At 60.9% G+C, this 16,418-nt stretch carries 8 protein-coding genes; 7 read left to right on the top strand and 1 reads right to left on the bottom strand.

The genetic code is table 11. From position 1 onward, the window contains the following. The first annotated feature begins 1,309 nt into the window (after positions 1 to 1,309). On the top strand, positions 1,310 to 1,954 hold the full coding sequence (locus DRW39_RS13795) for an SET domain-containing protein (RefSeq protein WP_116107637.1): 645 nt from the start codon (positions 1,310 to 1,312) through the stop codon (positions 1,952 to 1,954). Between the two features lie 96 nt (positions 1,955 to 2,050). On the opposite strand, the gene DRW39_RS13790 is transcribed toward DRW39_RS13795, so the two are convergent. Further along, the gene (locus DRW39_RS13790; protein ID WP_116107636.1) at positions 2,051 to 4,111 is read right to left on the bottom strand and encodes an RICIN domain-containing protein; all 2,061 of its coding nucleotides are present in this window, start codon (positions 4,109 to 4,111) and stop codon (positions 2,051 to 2,053) included. A gap of 494 nt (positions 4,112 to 4,605) precedes the next feature. On the opposite strand from DRW39_RS13790, the gene DRW39_RS13785 reads away from it, so the two are divergent. From DRW39_RS13785 to DRW39_RS13760, 6 genes are all read left to right on the top strand, one after another. Next, positions 4,606 to 5,568, top strand: coding sequence for a hypothetical protein (locus tag DRW39_RS13785; RefSeq protein WP_116107635.1), 963 nt, complete (start codon positions 4,606 to 4,608; stop codon positions 5,566 to 5,568). A 71-nt stretch (positions 5,569 to 5,639) separates the two neighbouring features. After that, complete coding sequence (locus DRW39_RS13780) at positions 5,640 to 9,701, top strand: DEAD/DEAH box helicase (RefSeq protein ID WP_116107634.1); 4,062 nt, start codon at positions 5,640 to 5,642, stop codon at positions 9,699 to 9,701. 69 nt (positions 9,702 to 9,770) lie between these two features. Then, positions 9,771 to 10,664: a bestrophin family protein gene (locus DRW39_RS13775; protein ID WP_116107633.1), complete on the top strand. Its 894-nt coding sequence runs from the start codon at positions 9,771 to 9,773 to the stop codon at positions 10,662 to 10,664. A 412-nt stretch (positions 10,665 to 11,076) separates the two neighbouring features. Further along, positions 11,077 to 12,150: a leishmanolysin-related zinc metalloendopeptidase gene (locus DRW39_RS13770; RefSeq protein ID WP_116107632.1), complete on the top strand. Its 1,074-nt coding sequence runs from the start codon at positions 11,077 to 11,079 to the stop codon at positions 12,148 to 12,150. A 543-nt stretch (positions 12,151 to 12,693) separates the two neighbouring features. Further along, the gene (locus DRW39_RS13765) at positions 12,694 to 13,761 is read left to right on the top strand and encodes a leishmanolysin-related zinc metalloendopeptidase (protein ID WP_116107631.1); all 1,068 of its coding nucleotides are present in this window, start codon (positions 12,694 to 12,696) and stop codon (positions 13,759 to 13,761) included. Between the two features lie 190 nt (positions 13,762 to 13,951). Then, entirely contained in the window at positions 13,952 to 16,006 is a 2,055-nt protein-coding gene (locus tag DRW39_RS13760) for a glycoside hydrolase family 3 protein (protein ID WP_198664888.1), read from the top strand. The last annotated feature ends 412 nt before the right edge of the window (positions 16,007 to 16,418 follow it).

Genomic DNA, 16,418 nt, shown 5'->3' with positions numbered 1-16,418 from the left:
CCCGGTTGTGATCCAGATCACGTGTAGGTACTTTGATCGCCTCTACATTTGTATCATCGAAAGCGACAAACCATTGATCACCTTCGATAAGAAATAAGACTTTTTGTCTCGTGTAATTGTGTTTTGTTCTATAGTGTCATTTAGATAAAAAGCCCCGGCCCCGCCGGGGCTTTTCTTTTTTCCGGCCGTAGCGATGCAACGACTTTGCTGACATCTACTCTCCTCGAAATTTTCTAAGAAAAAGTACCCCGGTTGTGATCCAGATCACGTGTAGGTACTTTGATCGCCTCTACATTTGTATCATCGAAAGCGACAAACCATTGATCACCTTCGATAAGAAATAAGACTTTTTGTCTCGTGTAATTGTGTTTTGTTCTATAGTGTCATTTAGATAAAAAGCCCCGGCCCCGCCGGGGCTTTTCTTTTTTCCGGCCGTAGCGATGCAACGACTTTGCTGACATCTACTCTCCTCGAAATTTTCTAAGAAAAAGTACCCCGGTTGTGATCCAGATCACGTGTAGGTACTTTGATCGCCTCTACATTTGTATCATCGAAAGCGACAAACCATTGATTGCCTCCGATAAGAAATAAGACTATTTGTCTCGTGTAATTGTGTTCTGTTCTATAGTGTCATTTAGATAAAAAGCCCCGGCCCCGCCGGGGCTTTTCTTTTTTCCGGCCGTAGCGATGCAACGACTTTGCTGACATCTACTCTCCTCGAAATTTTCCAAAAAAAAGCACCCCGGTTGTGATCCAGATCACGTGTAGCTACTTTGATCACCCCTACATTTGTATCATCGAAAGCGACAAACCATTGATTGCCTCCGATAAGAAATAAGACTTTTGTCTCGTGTAATTGTGTTCTGTTCTATAGTGTCATTTAGATAAAAAGCCCCGGCCCCGCCGGGGCTTTTCTTTTTTCCGGGCGTAGCGATGCAATGACTTTGCTGACATCTACTCTCCTCGAAATTTTCCAAGAAAAAGTACCCCGGTTGTGATCCAGATCACGTGTAGCTACTTTGATCGCCTCTACATTTGTATCATCGAAAGCGACAAACCATTGATTGCTTACGATCAGAAATCAGACCCGCGGGTCGCATAAAATTGTGTTTTGTTCTATAGTGTCCTATAATAAAAAGCCCCGGCCCCGCCGGGGCTTTTCTTTTTTCCGCCTACCCCTCCAACACCTACCGCGCGACAACCGACATCCGACAACCGCCCAACCGCCCCCCGTGAAAATTTTTCACCACCGTATACCCAGGGATATTATTTTTATACCGCCGCGATTAAAAACCCCCGTGGCGCAACCATGATCCATCCAAACACCCGTCTGCAATTCATCAACCCTACCATCGGTTACGGCGTCTTTGCCACCGCCGATATTCCGGAAGGCACCATCGTTTACGTTAAGGATAGCCTCGAGTTGGTGATCACCCCCCAGGATTATGCCGGCCACGGTCCGGAAATGCGGGAGGTTGTCGACAAGTATTCCTACATCGACGAGAACGGCGACCGTATCGTCAGCTGGGACTTCGCCAAGTACGTGAACCACTGCTGCAACTGCAATACCATCAGCACCGGTTACGGCTTCGAAATGGCCATTCGCCCCATCAAAGCGGGCGAACAGATCACCGACGAGTACGGCATCTTTAACCTGGACGAGCCCATGGATCTCGTATGCCCCTCGGCGGGCTGTCGCAAACGGATCGGCCCCGGCGACTTCGACCGCCACTACCAGGACTGGGACGCCAAGATTCTACGGAGCATCGGCCGGTTGAGCCAGGTCGATCAGCCCCTGCTGCCTTACCTGACCGAGGCTACCCGCAACCAGCTGGATGTCCTGGCCGTGGACCCGGATTCGTACAAGTCGGTCTACGCCCTGAAGTACCACGCCGCCGGACCGGACCGGGCCACGGTGCGTAGCAACGGGGTCCACCACACGATCAAGGCTTAGGGGACCCGAGATACCCGTAAAAATAAAGGCCCGACAACATCCGTCCATTCGGGGATGTCGTCGGGCCTTTTTACGAAGGACGCAGTAGTTCGGGCGCTATTCCGTCACGACGAGTCGCCGGGCGATCGTTTGCTCGCCGGCCCGGATCCGGATCAGGTAGAGTCCGGCGGCCCGGTTGCTGACGTCGAAGTCCAGTTCGTGGGTGCCGGCCTGGGCGCGGAAGTTCCACTCCTCCACGGTGCGGCCCTGGGCGTCGCTTAGGGTGACCTGACCGGCTTCGCGGTCCTGGCCCAGGCGCAGTTCGAGGTGGACCCCTCCGTTAGCGGGGTTAGGATACAGGTCTACCTGCATTTCATCGGTGGTCCCGGTGACCAGGCTGCCGTTTACGGGTACGAAGCGGAAGTCGTCGTTGGTTTCGGTAGTACACGGCCACTGGACGGCGTTGCCCCCGTTCGACTTGGACGCGCCCTCGATATTCAGGCATTTATCGCTGTGGGTGGCGATCACGTGGAAGTAGTCGTCGCCGACCGATTCGAGCCGCCACTGCTGGTTAGCACCGCCGACGTAGCTCCACTGATGGACGTTGGCGCCATCCTCCGTGCTGATGCCGGATACGTCCATGGCCTTGCCACTGTGCTCGTTGACGATCTGGTATACATTGTTGCCGAGGTGGGTCAGGTTCCACTTCTGCGACCGCAGGTCGCGGGGACGGAACTGTATGATATTCGCACCGTCCGCCTGGCTGCCCCGGTCGATGCGCAGCTGCCGGCCACTGTGGCGGGCCGTCATGTAGTACTGACCGTCGGGCAGGAGGGCGGTGTCGTCGCCTCCACCGGTTCCGCCGCCACCGCCGCCGGTGCCGCAGTCAAAGCCGCTACAGCCGGCGTTGGAGGCGCGGCTCCGGATCCGGTTACCCGGTTGGGTGCCGAATCCCTTGGTGAAGTTGATCCCGACCTCGGTGAGGTGACAGTAGCTCATAATGGTACCGCCGTCCTGGGGAATCACGCCGTTGGCGGCACATCCGCCGCTGGGGGAGTAGCAGTTGTCGATGGGGGTATTGTTGCCGTTCCAGGCGCAGTCATGGGTATGTGGCGATCCGAAGTTGTGGCCGAGTTCGTGGGCCAGCACCATCACGGTCCAGGAGAAGTTGGGCACGGCCCGGTAGCCGTTGTCGATGCCGGAAAGCCCGTAGCCGTAGCTACCGTTACAAAGCACGTCGAGGTAGGCGACCCCGCCGCCGCCGCCGCGGTGCACGTAGTGGGCCACGCTGCCGTCCACGCGGTTACCGGCGCGGTAGGAGCGGTACTGATCGAGATTCTTGTAGAAGGGTTCGCGGGTGGTCCACACCTGGGTGCCGCTGATGGTGATGTCGATCGCTTCGTTGGCGTAGAGCGTCGCTACCTCCGCGAAGGCGCCCTGCATGAAGGCGACCGCCCCGTTCGTGCCGCCTTGCTCGATGTACACTTCCTGGCCGATATCGAGGAAGATGCCGAAGCAGCCGTCTACCTTGCCGACGATGCCTTCGGACTTCGATTTGTCGATCGGCTGGCGGACGTCGTCCGGCTCCAGTACGGTGCAGTCGAGGTCATTGAATTTGTCCTTGATCTGGACGTCGTCGTAAAGGAGGTAGGCGTCTTCGTCCTCCAGGCTGACCAGGTTCAGCTCACCCGATTGCCCGGGCAGGCTGACCAGTCCCATCACCTCGCTATCGATGATGCTGAGGACGGCGAAGGAGCCGGCCTGGTTCAGCACCTTGCCGCGATAGAAAACACCTTCTGGGGTGTCGGTTACGACGCGGTTGGCGGGCATTTCGATGACCTGGAAGTTGGGGCCCAGCAGATCGAAGCGGGCCAGGTCCAGGGATAGGTTGCCGCCGCTGGGGTTGGGCAGGTCGACCCGTAGCGTGGTCGGTTGTTCGGTTATTAGTCGGGCGGCTTCGGCTTCGTCGAGGGTCAGTAGGCTAAACTCCCTCAGGTCGGTATCCCGACTGCTGATGCGCCGGTTCAGGTCCGGCGAATCCACCGGGCGAAATAGCTGTGCGTGCGCCGCCGACCCTATGAACAGCGCGAGGAGCAGCAGCAGAAAGGGGAGGCGAGAGTTAGTAGGGAATGAAAATCGGCCCCGATCGGGGGTTTGCGAGTAAAAGTGTAATGGCATGCGTCATGGTTTTAGATGAAATCATCCGGCCCGTGTCTTCGTCGCACACCGCCGCCCGGCCACCGGGGACAGCGGGGCTCCCGGTCACGACGGTGCACGGGAACCTGCCGACTTTCTCCGTGGAAAGCGGGGTGTAGGAACAAAAACAAACTGGGGGATCGGTAGCCTGGGGAACTCCGGATGGGCGGACGAAATCAGTCCTTTGTATAGATGCTTAAAGCCGAAGCCGTCACACCGCGATCGCCGGCTATACCACCGGAAAATCGAGAATGACGCCTTCGCGATGGGGTGAAAATAAGCCAAATTTCCCAAACGGGAAAAACTGCGGTCCGGGTACATCCGATCGATGGCGGCGGAGCGCAGGTAAAAAGCCATTCTTAAATTGCGGCCATGCCATCACTCCCGCGCTCCGGCGCCCACCCGAAAAGCTTCCACGTGGTGGCTACGTGGTGGTCAGGCAAATGGTATATATTCGGCTTTTCCAACGGACACAAATGCAGAGCCTCCATCCAACCCTCGGCCCATTGGTGCAAACCATCGAGTCGGTCGTGTACGCCGTAGTGGACCGACATGCGCAATTACGCGACCGGGATGTCGAGTGGGTCTACGGCGAGTACCTGAAGTACTTCAGGGCCACCGGCGCCGGGCGGGAGGTGCCCGAGCCCACCGCTACCGGGATGCTGCGTGAGAAGTTATTGGCTGATATCTGGGAGGAGCTACTGAACCGCGAGGAGCAAGATGCGGACGATGATTTGATCGGCAGAACGGAGCCGGATCCGGCCGGACGGCCCATTCCGAACCTTGAACGGCTGTACATCATCGTCTTTTCTTTTCTGCGCGACATGGTGCGTACCTACCACAAGCGGGGCGGCTACCTCACGGAGCTCCGGGAGAATCACGTTGAAAATTTGGCGGAAGACGACGCCGATGACTGGCTGTACGAAACGGAAGACTTCGAGCTCGACCACCTGTGGGATGCATACGGCGTGGAGGTGCTGCAGGGCGACCGTGCGGATCCGGAAACCTCCACCCGCGCGATGCGCAATATCGCGGACGAAAAAGCCTTCCGGAACGCCGCAGAGGAGGCGGGCTTTTCGCTCCGGCTGCACCGCCACGACCGCCCGGAAGACGGTCTCCTTTACTACACGGACTTCCTCGATTTCAGTGCCGTAGCCATCCGCCTCGCGGCACTCCGGGGGCAGCGAAAGGAAATCTTCCGGCTCGTCGAGGATCTTGTACTCGTCGGCCTGCCCGAGCGGGATATGGCGGAACTGTACAGTTACGTCAAAGATCCGGTACTGGCCAATTTCCCTACTGACACAGCTGCGGCCGGTCCCTTCGATAACTATTTTCAAGACGATTCCAATCCCCTGGGGGCGGCCGAGGTACTGAAGTGGGCGCTATTCCGCAAGCTCGGTGAGGAGGAAGCCTTCCTCCACTTAGCCGAGGAGGAATAGAGGTGGTCCACCAGTAGGGGGACATTACGGGCGACGGGGCGCGTGAGAAACAGGTGCCGTAGATTGCGGGCATGCAGTTACCCTCGCTCACCGAAGACCAGGCCGCGTGCCTGGATGCCGTCCTGGTATCGGAGGATCACGTACCCGTAGCGCGGCTCGCCGATCTGCTGAATGCGGAAGGCATAAAAGAATCGACCGGTAGGGATTTCACGCCGGACCTGGTGAGCATCCACCTCAAATCTCTGGTGCCCGGATTGCTGTCCGTATATGGTTACGTTACTTGCCCCCCGGCCCGGCGCGAAGAATTGCTTGCCTGGCGGGGAACCGCGGACAACCCCTACCTGCCCCGGCTCGCGGCGCGCGTATACCGGCAGGAGGCGGATACGACGGGACGCAACTTCTCCCTCCGCGCCAGTTATCCGACCGTTGGGGGGCTCGCGCTGTTGGCTAATGACTTCCCGGCTTTCCAGGCGGCGTGGGAGTTTGCTAATCGGCGCGTTTGGTATGGGTCGCGGGATTTTCTGTTGCTCGATTCCCTGCTCCGGATCACCGAGCCGGCCTTCTGGAATTGGCGCGACACCGGTTTCCGCCGCGCTATTTTAGAGCGCGGCGGTCGCGAACCCTTCGACCTTGACGAAAGCGGGCAGCAGCTCATCGTCGATTTGCTGCGGCGGGACGATCTGCTCGGCTACGATAATTTCCGCCTGGCGGAACGAGCCGGCTTGTTTGCCCTCCCCACCATCTTGAAGGACGAACTAGTCCGCGACGCCCACCTGGATCTCGACCTGCTGTGCAGGCTGGTGTCGGGGGAGCAGATCGATTCGGAGCTGCTGCACGCCCGGCTGACGGCCGCCGAGGGGGAGCCCGACTTCATCGACGTGCCGCTGTTCATGGCAGCCTACCGTTCCGGTGCGGCCAGTGCGGCGGAGATCGAGGAGGTCCTGCACGGATATAGCCAGGCCACGGCCCCCAACGCCATCGAGGCTTTATGGTGCTGGTTGGACGAACGTCAGGGCCGGTCCCCGGAGGAAAACGAACTCGCCCTCGTGATCGAGCAGGGGCCGGAGGTGACCTGCCTCGACACGCTGGCACTGCTCTGGGTAGCCCATTGGACGGGCCTGCGATTGCCCGACGAATTCCGGGAGGCGACTATCGGTGAACTCGACCGGCTCACTCGCCTGCCTTGGGTCTACGGCGAAACCCTACATGCCCTGGCCGCGCTTTACCCCCTCCATCCGCAGCGGGCGGATTGGCAGCGCAAAGCCGACGCCTTGGCCGAGCGGTACGGCTTTACCTATCTGCTGGGCCTGCAGCCTGGCCGACCCCGCTGGGAGAGTGCCCTCCGGCAGGTCGAACAGCTTACCTCGGGCAAACGAAATACCCGTCCTACCTACCAGGACCTTCCGGCCTACCGCACCGTCTGGATCGTCGATGATAACCAGCGCGACATCTACCCCAAGGAACAGAAGCTGGGCGCCAAGGGCTATTCCAAGGGACGCAAGCTGAAGTGGAGCGAACTCTTTGGCGCCCAGCACCGCCGGCACCGGAAGCCGGAGGATCTGAATGCCGTCTTCGGGCTGCTCTACGCCGACGGCCGCCCGGTCCGCTCGGACTACTATATCCAGGAGGAGCTGATCGTCGTCCTCTTCGAACGGATGCTCTACGAATTGGCCGGTCATCCCCACCTTTACCTCGGCGAAAGCAAACGGCTGCCCCTGACCGTGGAGCGGGGCGAGCCCGCCGTAACGGTGGCGGATCAGGGGGAGACCCTCCGCCTGCGCTTCGATCCGCCGGTCGAGAGCCCCGGCCGCTACCAGCTGAAACGCACGACCCCCACCCGCTGGGTGGCGTACGCCCTCAGCGAGCGGCAGGCGGCCCTGGGCCGGGCGGTCGGCTACGGACTCGACGTGCCCGCCTCCGCCCGCGAGCGGCTCGAAGCTACCGTGGAGGGGATGCGCGACGACGTGAGCGTGCAGTCGGATACCGACCTGCTGCGTAGCGACCTGCCCGTAGTGGAGGGCGCGCCGCGGCTCAGCGTACACCTGGTGCCGCTGGGGGATGGATATCAGGTCCAGTTGCTGGTTCGACCCCTGGCCGGTCTGCCGCTGTATTTTCCGCCGGGGGAGGGCATGCAGCGCAGCCTGGTGGCGGTTGACGAGGGGCGGCGCATCCTGCAGCGGGACCTGGAAGCGGAGGCCAGGGAGGCCCGGGAGCTGATCGAGTCCTGCCCCGCGCTGGGCACGCCCCGCGCCGGTCACTACGAATGGCAACTGGACGATGAGGAAGCCACGCTGGCCTTCCTGCTCGAACTGCGGGTCCCGGTCAGCGCCGGCCAAGTGGAGGTAGAATACCCGCGCGGTCAACCCCTGCGGCTGGATAAGGTGGCCGACTTCGAGGATATGAAACTCCGCGTCGGTAAAAAGCGCGAGTGGTTCGAAGTGAGCGGCGAGGTGATCCTTGACGAACACCGCGTACTCGACCTGCAGCTTCTGTTCGAGCAACTACGCAACGACAAGAGCCGATTCGTCAAACTCCAAGCCGGCGAGTTCATCGCGCTGACCGACGAGCTGCGCGAACGGATGGAACAACTGGAGGGGATGCTGCACGACCGGGGCAAAAGCCTGCAGTTGCCCGCCCTGGCCGCCGAGCCCTTTGCCGATTTGGTGGAAGACTTCGGGGAGGTGACTAACGATGATGCATGGCGCGAAGCCCTTGCCCGTATTGAATCGGCTCGTTACCTGCGCCCCGCCGCCCCCAAAAATTTCCTGGCGGAGCTGCGGCCCTACCAGCGGGAGGGCTACGACTGGCTCTGCCGCCTGGCGGAGTGGGGGGTAGGGGCGTGCCTGGCCGACGATATGGGGCTGGGCAAAACCATCCAGGCCTTGGCCATACTCACCCAACGTGCGAAGCTCGGCCCCGCGCTGGTACTCGCCCCCGCCTCGGTGGTGCGCAACTGGCGGTCGGAGTGCGAACGCTTCGCGCCGGCCCTCCGACCCCTCCTGCTGGCCAAGCGCAGCGACGTGCACCTGATCGATGAACTGGGGCCCGGCGACCTGCTGCTGGTGAGCTACGGGCTGCTGACCTACGTGGCCGACGAACTGGGGGCAATCGATTACGCCACCATCGTGCTCGACGAGGCGCAGGCCATCAAGAACCCGACGACCAAGCGCTCCCGTACCGTGCGTGACCTGCGGGCCGACTTCCGCATCGCCACCACCGGTACGCCGATCGAGAACCACCTGGGCGAGCTGTGGAGCCTGTTCCGCTTCCTCAATCCGGGGCTGCTGGGCAGTCGTAAAGCCTTCAACGAGCACTACGGGGTGCCGATAGCGGGGGGTAACAGCATGCTCGGCGACCAGCTGCGCCGGCTGGTGCAGCCCTTCATCCTGCGGCGGCGCAAGGACGAGGTACTGAAAGAACTACCGGCGAAGACCGAGGTCGTCCTTTCGGTTTCGCCCAGGGCCGAGGAAGCCGCCCTGTACGAGGCCCTGCGCCGGGATGCGCTGCAGGAGATCAACGAAGCGCCGCCCGAAAAGAAAAAATTCATCGTGCTGCGGCAGCTGACCCGGCTGCGGCAGGCGGCCTGTCACCCGCGGCTGGTGCGGCCGGAAAGCGCCCTGCCCAGCGCGAAACTCGAACTGGTGGGCGAGACGATCCGCGAGCTGCTGGACAACGGGCACAAGGCATTGGTCTTCAGCCAGTTCGTCCAGCACCTCAAAATCGTCGAGGAGTGGGTGAAGGCGGCCGGCATTCCGTACCAGTACCTCGACGGCTCCACGCCGGGCAAGGAGCGGGCGCGGCGGGTCGATGCCTTTCAGGCCGGCGAGGGTGAGCTTTTCCTCATCAGCCTCAAAGCGGGCGGCACGGGGCTGAACCTGACGGCGGCCGATTACGTCCTGCACCTGGACCCCTGGTGGAACCCCGCCGCCGAGGACCAGGCCAGCGACCGCGCCCACCGGATCGGACAGCAACGGCCGGTGACCGTCTACCGCTTCGTCACCGAGGGCACCATCGAGGAAAGGGTGCTCGCCCTCCACGACGACAAGCGCGACCTGGCCGACCGCATGCTGGCCGGTACCGGTAAATCGGCCGGGCTGGACGTGGACGAGGTGCTGCGTATGCTGGCCGGCTAGTCCGGGCGCAACTCCCCCGGCCTTCTTTTCTTTGCGGGGCATTTCCCGCGCATTTATTCCCCCCGCCAAATGATCATACGCCAGTTTCTTCCGATCGAGTACATTTTCGACAAGATCAAGATCCCGTTCTTCGTGGTGCTCGTCGGCGCGACGGCCTTCGACTTGCTCTCCCTCGTCCTGGAGGATCGCCTGCCGGAATTCCCGATCAACATCGCCACGACCCTGGGTATCGCGATCTCGATCCTGCTGTCGTTCAAGATCGGGCAGTCGTACGACCGCTGGTGGGAGGCCCGCAAGATCTGGGGAGCCATCGTCAACGACTCCCGCTCGCTGGTGCTGCAGTTGCAACTGTACCTGGAGGACGGCAACCCCGCGGTCCGCGACATGGCCTACCGGCAGATCGCTTGGTGCTACGCCCTGACCCGTTCGCTGCGGGAACAGGATCCGCTACAGGACCTGGGCGAACTCCTCCCGGCCGAAGAACTGCAGGCACTTGCCCGGCATAAAAACGTCCCCCTCGGCATCCTCGGCCGGCAGATCGAGTCGGCCAAGCAACTGAGCGGCTCGGAACTGCTGGACAACTTCAGTCGGCTACAGATCGACGAGACGCTGGTGCGCCTCACCGCTTCCATGGGCAAGTGCGAGCGGATCAAGAACACGGTCTTCCCCACCAACTACCGCAAGGGGCTGCACGCGGCTATTTACCTCTTCGTCATCTTTTTGATCCTCTCCGTGCCCTTTACGCTCAGCGTCGTCATGGAGGTACTGATCGTGCTGCTCATCGCCATGGTCTTCTTCTTCCTCGAGAAGGCCGCCTACCTCCTGCAGGACCCCTTCGAGAACCTGCCCACCGATACGCCGATGTCGGCCATCAGCCGCACGATCGACATCAACATCCGGCAGCTGCTGGGGGAAACGGAACTGCCGCCGAAGGTGGAGCCGGAGGAGTTCTATCTGATGTAGCAGATGTTTTTTGCGGCGGAGCGCAGGTAAAATGCGAATCGCGCTACCGGCTTATAAATGCGTTCCTGCATCATCGGCCGGGGCGGGTGGATGTACGGACGGGGACCTTTTCCCGCGTCCACCCACACAGGGTGAGGGCACTCGCTTAAATACGATGGCTAAACACGTAATTTCCCTCGCCGCGGGCGGGAGGCTACGGCGATTTTTGGACTTTAGCCTCGTGAAAAGGGGGTTTACGCCAAATGGATGACTAAACCCCGATGAGTTTTTTTTACAACCGCTTAGCATTAGGATCGGGCTAATGGGCTGGTTACCTTTCGCCCACCCCCAGAGGGCCCGTTTGGGTTAACCAACCTCTAGGGAGCAGCGCTTTCTAACCAACGCAATTACCTGAACTCAAGTCACGGACTGTATGCTATTCAAAGATTTACAATTTTCCACCACCCTGTTGCGGGCCTTCTGCGCCGCCCTCCTTTTCCCCCTGCTCTTCGCCGCCTGTACGGAGGACGTAGAAGAGACCATTGCTCCGCAGGAAGAAGCCCTTCCGCAGGATATCATCCAACTGGCCCCCAACCCCGATAAATGGGTCACCATCGAGGCCAGCGACGTCGCCCAGATGGAAGAGCTCGGCAAAGCCAAGCGCGCGACCACGGCGCCCGGCGTCGACCGCGGCCGGTTCAACATTACCCTCAAATTCATCGTGCCGGTCACGGAGCAGCAGGAGCAGGTCTTTAACGACGCCGCCGCCCGCTGGGAGCGCATCATCATTAAGGATGTGCCTTCCTTCACCGGCACCATCCCCTCCGCCTTCACCGGTTTCCCCCCGGCCATTGACGGCACCGTGGACGACATCCTCATCGAGGTCGCCCTGGCGCCGATCGACGGTGCCGGTGGCATCCTGGGTCAGGCCGGTCCCCGCTTCGTACGGACCAGCGATAACTTAACCCTCTCCGGCGTCATGTTCTTTGACGTTGCCGACTTGGCGTTCCTGGACGAGCTCGGTCTCTTCGAGGAGGTCATCATCCACGAAATGGGCCACGTACTCGGCATCGGTACGCTGTGGAATTTCGGCGGCAGAAGCCTCCGGGAGTTCAATGCGGACGACCTTCCCTACTTCGACGGCAAGCAGGCCAACGTATTCTGGAACGCCGAAGGCGGCACCTACGAGCTGCCCATCGAGGATGATTTCGGCCCCGGTACCCAGTTCAGCCACTGGAAAGAAGCTACCCTTAACAACGAGCTGATGACCGGCTTCCTGAATCGCGGCGAGAACCCCCTCAGCCGCATCACCGCCGGCTCCGTGCGTGACCTCGGCTACGGTGCCGCCATGGTAGGCGAAAGCTACGACCTGCCCGAAGGCGCCATGGGCGTACCCGTCAACGGTGATCCCGCCAGCATGGACGAGGCCGAAAACGAGGGCGAAGGCATCCACATCGCCGCCCGCGAGATTACCCTGATGCCGATTGGCTCGGTTAATGACAAGTAATTGATTCGGTTTTCGGTTGCCGGTTTCGGCCATCGATCATCGGTGATAGGGTAGGGGTTACGGCCCTTGCTTACCGAATTTAGAAGAACCCCCGCACGTGGATCGTGTGGGGGTTCTTTTGTTTGGGCATTTTGGTTTTCTAATGTTTAGGTGCGCGACCTCCCTTCAATTTTCACGAGGTGGTCTCGAATGGCAACTGCTACGTCAACGGTTCTCAACTGCATTCCGGACGACACCCAATCAGCCCACCCACCAAGGCCGACCGCTCCGCCTACCTGTCCATCTCCATTCGAATTAGCAAGCAGGGAAAAGACGGTCATTTTCAGTCTTTACAACATAATCTCTTTGCCGGAGCTATGAAAGGCAGTTAAAAGGCAGGCGGCGGACAGAATTTCGATCAATTTCATTTCGGCGTCCTGGCATTGGCATGTCATCATGACCTAAACTATCTTGTCATTTCGCCGACCTTTAATCTTGTCAGAACAAAGGAATCGGCGCATTTTACACCTATTCACTACAACCCATAATCCAATCCTTTACCTGATGAAACGTAAAGCTTTACCCTATGTCAACTTTGGCAGGGTGCTCTGTGCCGCCCTGCTTTGTTCCGTCCTGTTCACCGCCTGTACGGAAGACCCCGAGGTCATTGCCTCACTGGGGGAAGAGGCCGCCCCGCAGCAGATCATCCAGCTTGCGCCGAGGCCCGATAAGTGGGTGACCATCCACGCCAGCAAGGAGGAGGAGCTGGAAGACCTCAGCAAGAAGCGGCGCGCCACCCAGGCCGGTGGCCCGGACCGGGGTCGCTTCAACATCAGTCTGAAGTTTATCGTGCCCGTCACCGAAGAGCAGGAGCGGGTCTTCAACGACGCCGCCGCCCGCTGGGAGTGCATCATCATCAAGGACGTACCGTCCATCACCGGTACGATCCCTTCGGCTTTCGTAGGTTTTCCCCCTGCCGCTGACGGCACGGTGGACGACTTCATTATCGAGGTGGCCCTGGCGCCAATCGACGGTCCCGGTGGCATCCTGGGGCAGGCCGGTCCCGTCTACATCCGTAACAGTGACAACCTGCCGCTGTCGGGGGTCATGTTTTTCGACGTGGATGACCTGGCGTTTCTGGACGAGCTCGGCCTGTTCGAAGAGGTCATCATCCACGAAATGGGGCACGTACTGGGGGTAGGTACGCTGTGGGACTACGGCGATCGCGACCTACTCCGCGGGGAGGAGACCAATCCCTACTACGCCGGAAAACTGGGCAACATCTTCTGGAAGCTGGAGGGAGGTAGGAAGCTCCTACCGGTGGAAGACACGGGCGGCCCGGGTACGGCGCTGGGCCACTGGCGTGAATCCGTCCTGGGCAACGAGCTGATGACCGGCTTCCTGAACCTGGGTGAAAATCCCCTGAGTCACATCACGGCCGCTTCCATGCGTGATCTCGGCTATGGCGCCATTCCCTTCGGTGAGCGCTACGACCTGGAGCGGGGTACCCCCGGCGTCGATCCCAACGACGAGAACACCACGCCCCCCGACATCGAGGATCCAGCCGCCGGCATTGACCTTGCCGCCCGCGAGATCACCCTGCGGCCGATCGGCTCGGTGGAGGTGAAGTAGTTCGGTTGTCGGTTGACGGCGATCGATGATAGGGTAGGGGTTACGGCCCCTGCTGACCGGATTTGGAAGGACCCCCGCACGTAATTCGTGTGGGGGTTCTTTTGTTTGGGGGAGCCGTGCCGCCCTGAAAGGACACAAGCAGCGAGAAAACTCTACCTTCCCTACGGGGCGGGTCTAAGTTTTGTCGATCATGCACGCTTACAATCTTTCGCTTTATTTGCTCGGTATGGGTTTGCTGCTCACCGCCTGCGGGCGCAACCCCACCGGAGAAGTGGCTGATGCCGCCGCCGCCGCGCCCCGTCTGGCTTACCGATCGGTAGCCCTCCTGACCGTAGACGGCCAATCCTTCAAGGATCTCAACCGCAACGATACCCTCGACCCCTATGAAGACTGGCGCCTAACCGCCGAGGAGCGCAGCCGCGACCTGGTGGGTCGGATGACCCTGAAAGAAAAAGCCGGCTTCATGCTCATCAGCACGACGCGGATGGAGAACGACGCGGGCTTCGGGCCGGGAAACGGGGAACCCATTGCCAGCGGCTTCAACGAGGAGGACCAGGTGAGCGAAACCAACATCTTCACCCGCAAGCCCCTGGACGCCCCGATGATGAGCTCGGCCGGGACGACGAAGGCGGTGACTGAATTCCACGGCCGCCACTTCATCCTGCGCGCCACTACCGAACCGGACATCATGGCGGAGTGGGCCAACAACCTGCAGGCGCTCTGCGAGGAGCAGCGACTGGGCATTCCGGCCATCGTGGCCTCCAATCCGCGCAACCATATTGCGGTCGACGTGGCCGCGGGCCTGAACGTAGGCACCTCCGCCTTCACCGCCTGGCCCGGGGAGCTGGGGCTGGCGGCGATGCGCGACTTCGAGCTGGTGCGGGAATTTGCCGACGCGGCCCGGCAGGAATGGACGGCCGTCGGTCTGCGCAAGGGCTATATGTACATGGCCGACCTGGCGACCGACCCCCGCTGGCAGCGGACCGAGGGCACCTTCGGGGAGGACCCCGAGCTGGCGGCGCGAATGATGCGCGAGATTGTCCTGGGCTTTCAGGGAGAGGCCCTCCACCTGCGCTCCGTCGCCCTGACCACCAAGCACTTCCCCGGGGGCGGTGCCGCGGAGGGCGGACAAGATCCCCACTTCGACTGGGGCAAGCGGATGGTCTTCCCCGGCGGCCGCTTCGAAGACAACCTGATCCCCTTCCGGGCGGCCATCGAGGCCGGAACTTCGGCGATCATGCCCTATTATTCTTACCCGACGGGCACCGAATTTCCGGAACTGGCGTACGCCTACAACCGGGAGGTGCTGCAGGGCGTGCTGCGCGAGCGGCTCGGCTTCGACGGCATCATCAATAGCGATACCGGCCCGATCGAGATGATGCCCTGGGGCGTGGAGGAACTGAGCATTCCCGAGCGCTACAAAATGGTCCTGGAGGCCGGCGTCAACCTCTTCTCCGGCACCGCCGACCCGGCCCTGCTGCTGGAAACCCTGCGCACCTACCCCGAACTGGAGGCGGCCGTGGACGACTCGGTCTACCGCCTGCTGCTGGAGAAATTTCGGTTGGGCCTCTTCGAGGATCCCTACGTGAATCCGGCGGCCGCTACCGCTACGGTCGGTAAGGATACCTTCCGGGAGCGGGCCGCGGAGGCGCACCGGAAGTCGATCGTGCTGCTCCGCAACGGGGAGGTAGCCGGCGAAGCGGCCCTGCCGCTGGCGGCGGGCACGAAGGTCTACTTCGCCACTTACCTGCCGCGCCGCGAGGGCGATCCGGTAACGGTCTACCGCCCCGAAGCTGCCGCAGACTGGCCCGTGGAGTTCGTCGACGACCCCGCCGCGGCCGACCGGGTGGTGCTGTGGCTGCTGCCCCGGGGCAAGTCGCTGTTCCAGTCGGACGGCAGCCCCCTACACGTCAACCTCTCCGCGAACGGCATCGACGTAGCGGCGGTCCGCCAACTGATGGCCGACAAGCCGACCGTCCTCCTCATCAACTACAGCAACCCCTGGGCCATCGACGAGCTCTACACGGACGGCGACCCGCAGATCCCGGCCGTCCTGGCCACCTTCGGCACGACTCCCGAGGCCGTGCTGGATATCCTCACCGGGGCGTACGCGCCTAGTGGAAAAATGCCCTTCACCACGCCGACGTCGGACGCGGCGGCGCAGGCGCAGTTGTCGGACGTACCGGGCTACGATGAGGAAGCGGGCTATGGCCTATTTGAGTTTGGGGAGGGGCTGAGCTGGTAGTGGCGGTCTCCGACCGCGCAGTACAACGCGGTTTCCAACCGCGCGGTAGGATGCGGTCTCCGACCGCGGCAGTAGGATGCGGTCTCCGACCGCGCAGTATCCACCCCTCGCTAGCGGATACATTAAATGACCACGATTATTCAGATCATCAGGTCACGAGCCGAAAGCATGAACTCAAGCCCCATTTCAAGTTCTTCAACTTGAAAATTTTCCCAAAATCAAGTCAATCCACTCGAAAATGGTCACCCTAGGCTATGTCATTATTACTCTCGATTGATCTTCCTCTGCGTTTGCGGGCGGTGGAGATTTTGGGATTACGAACCTGGGGAAACCGGCGATATTAGGATCATACTCCTAAAATGACCGATTATTTTGGGATTAGGGGGTCGGCATTCGCACATAAAAAGTGTTG

Origin of the sequence: Lewinella sp. IMCC34191, assembly GCF_003390935.1 — a bacterium.
Classification (GTDB): Bacteria; Bacteroidota; Bacteroidia; order Chitinophagales; family Saprospiraceae; genus Neolewinella.
This window is presented reverse-complemented; position numbering and strand designations above follow the sequence as displayed.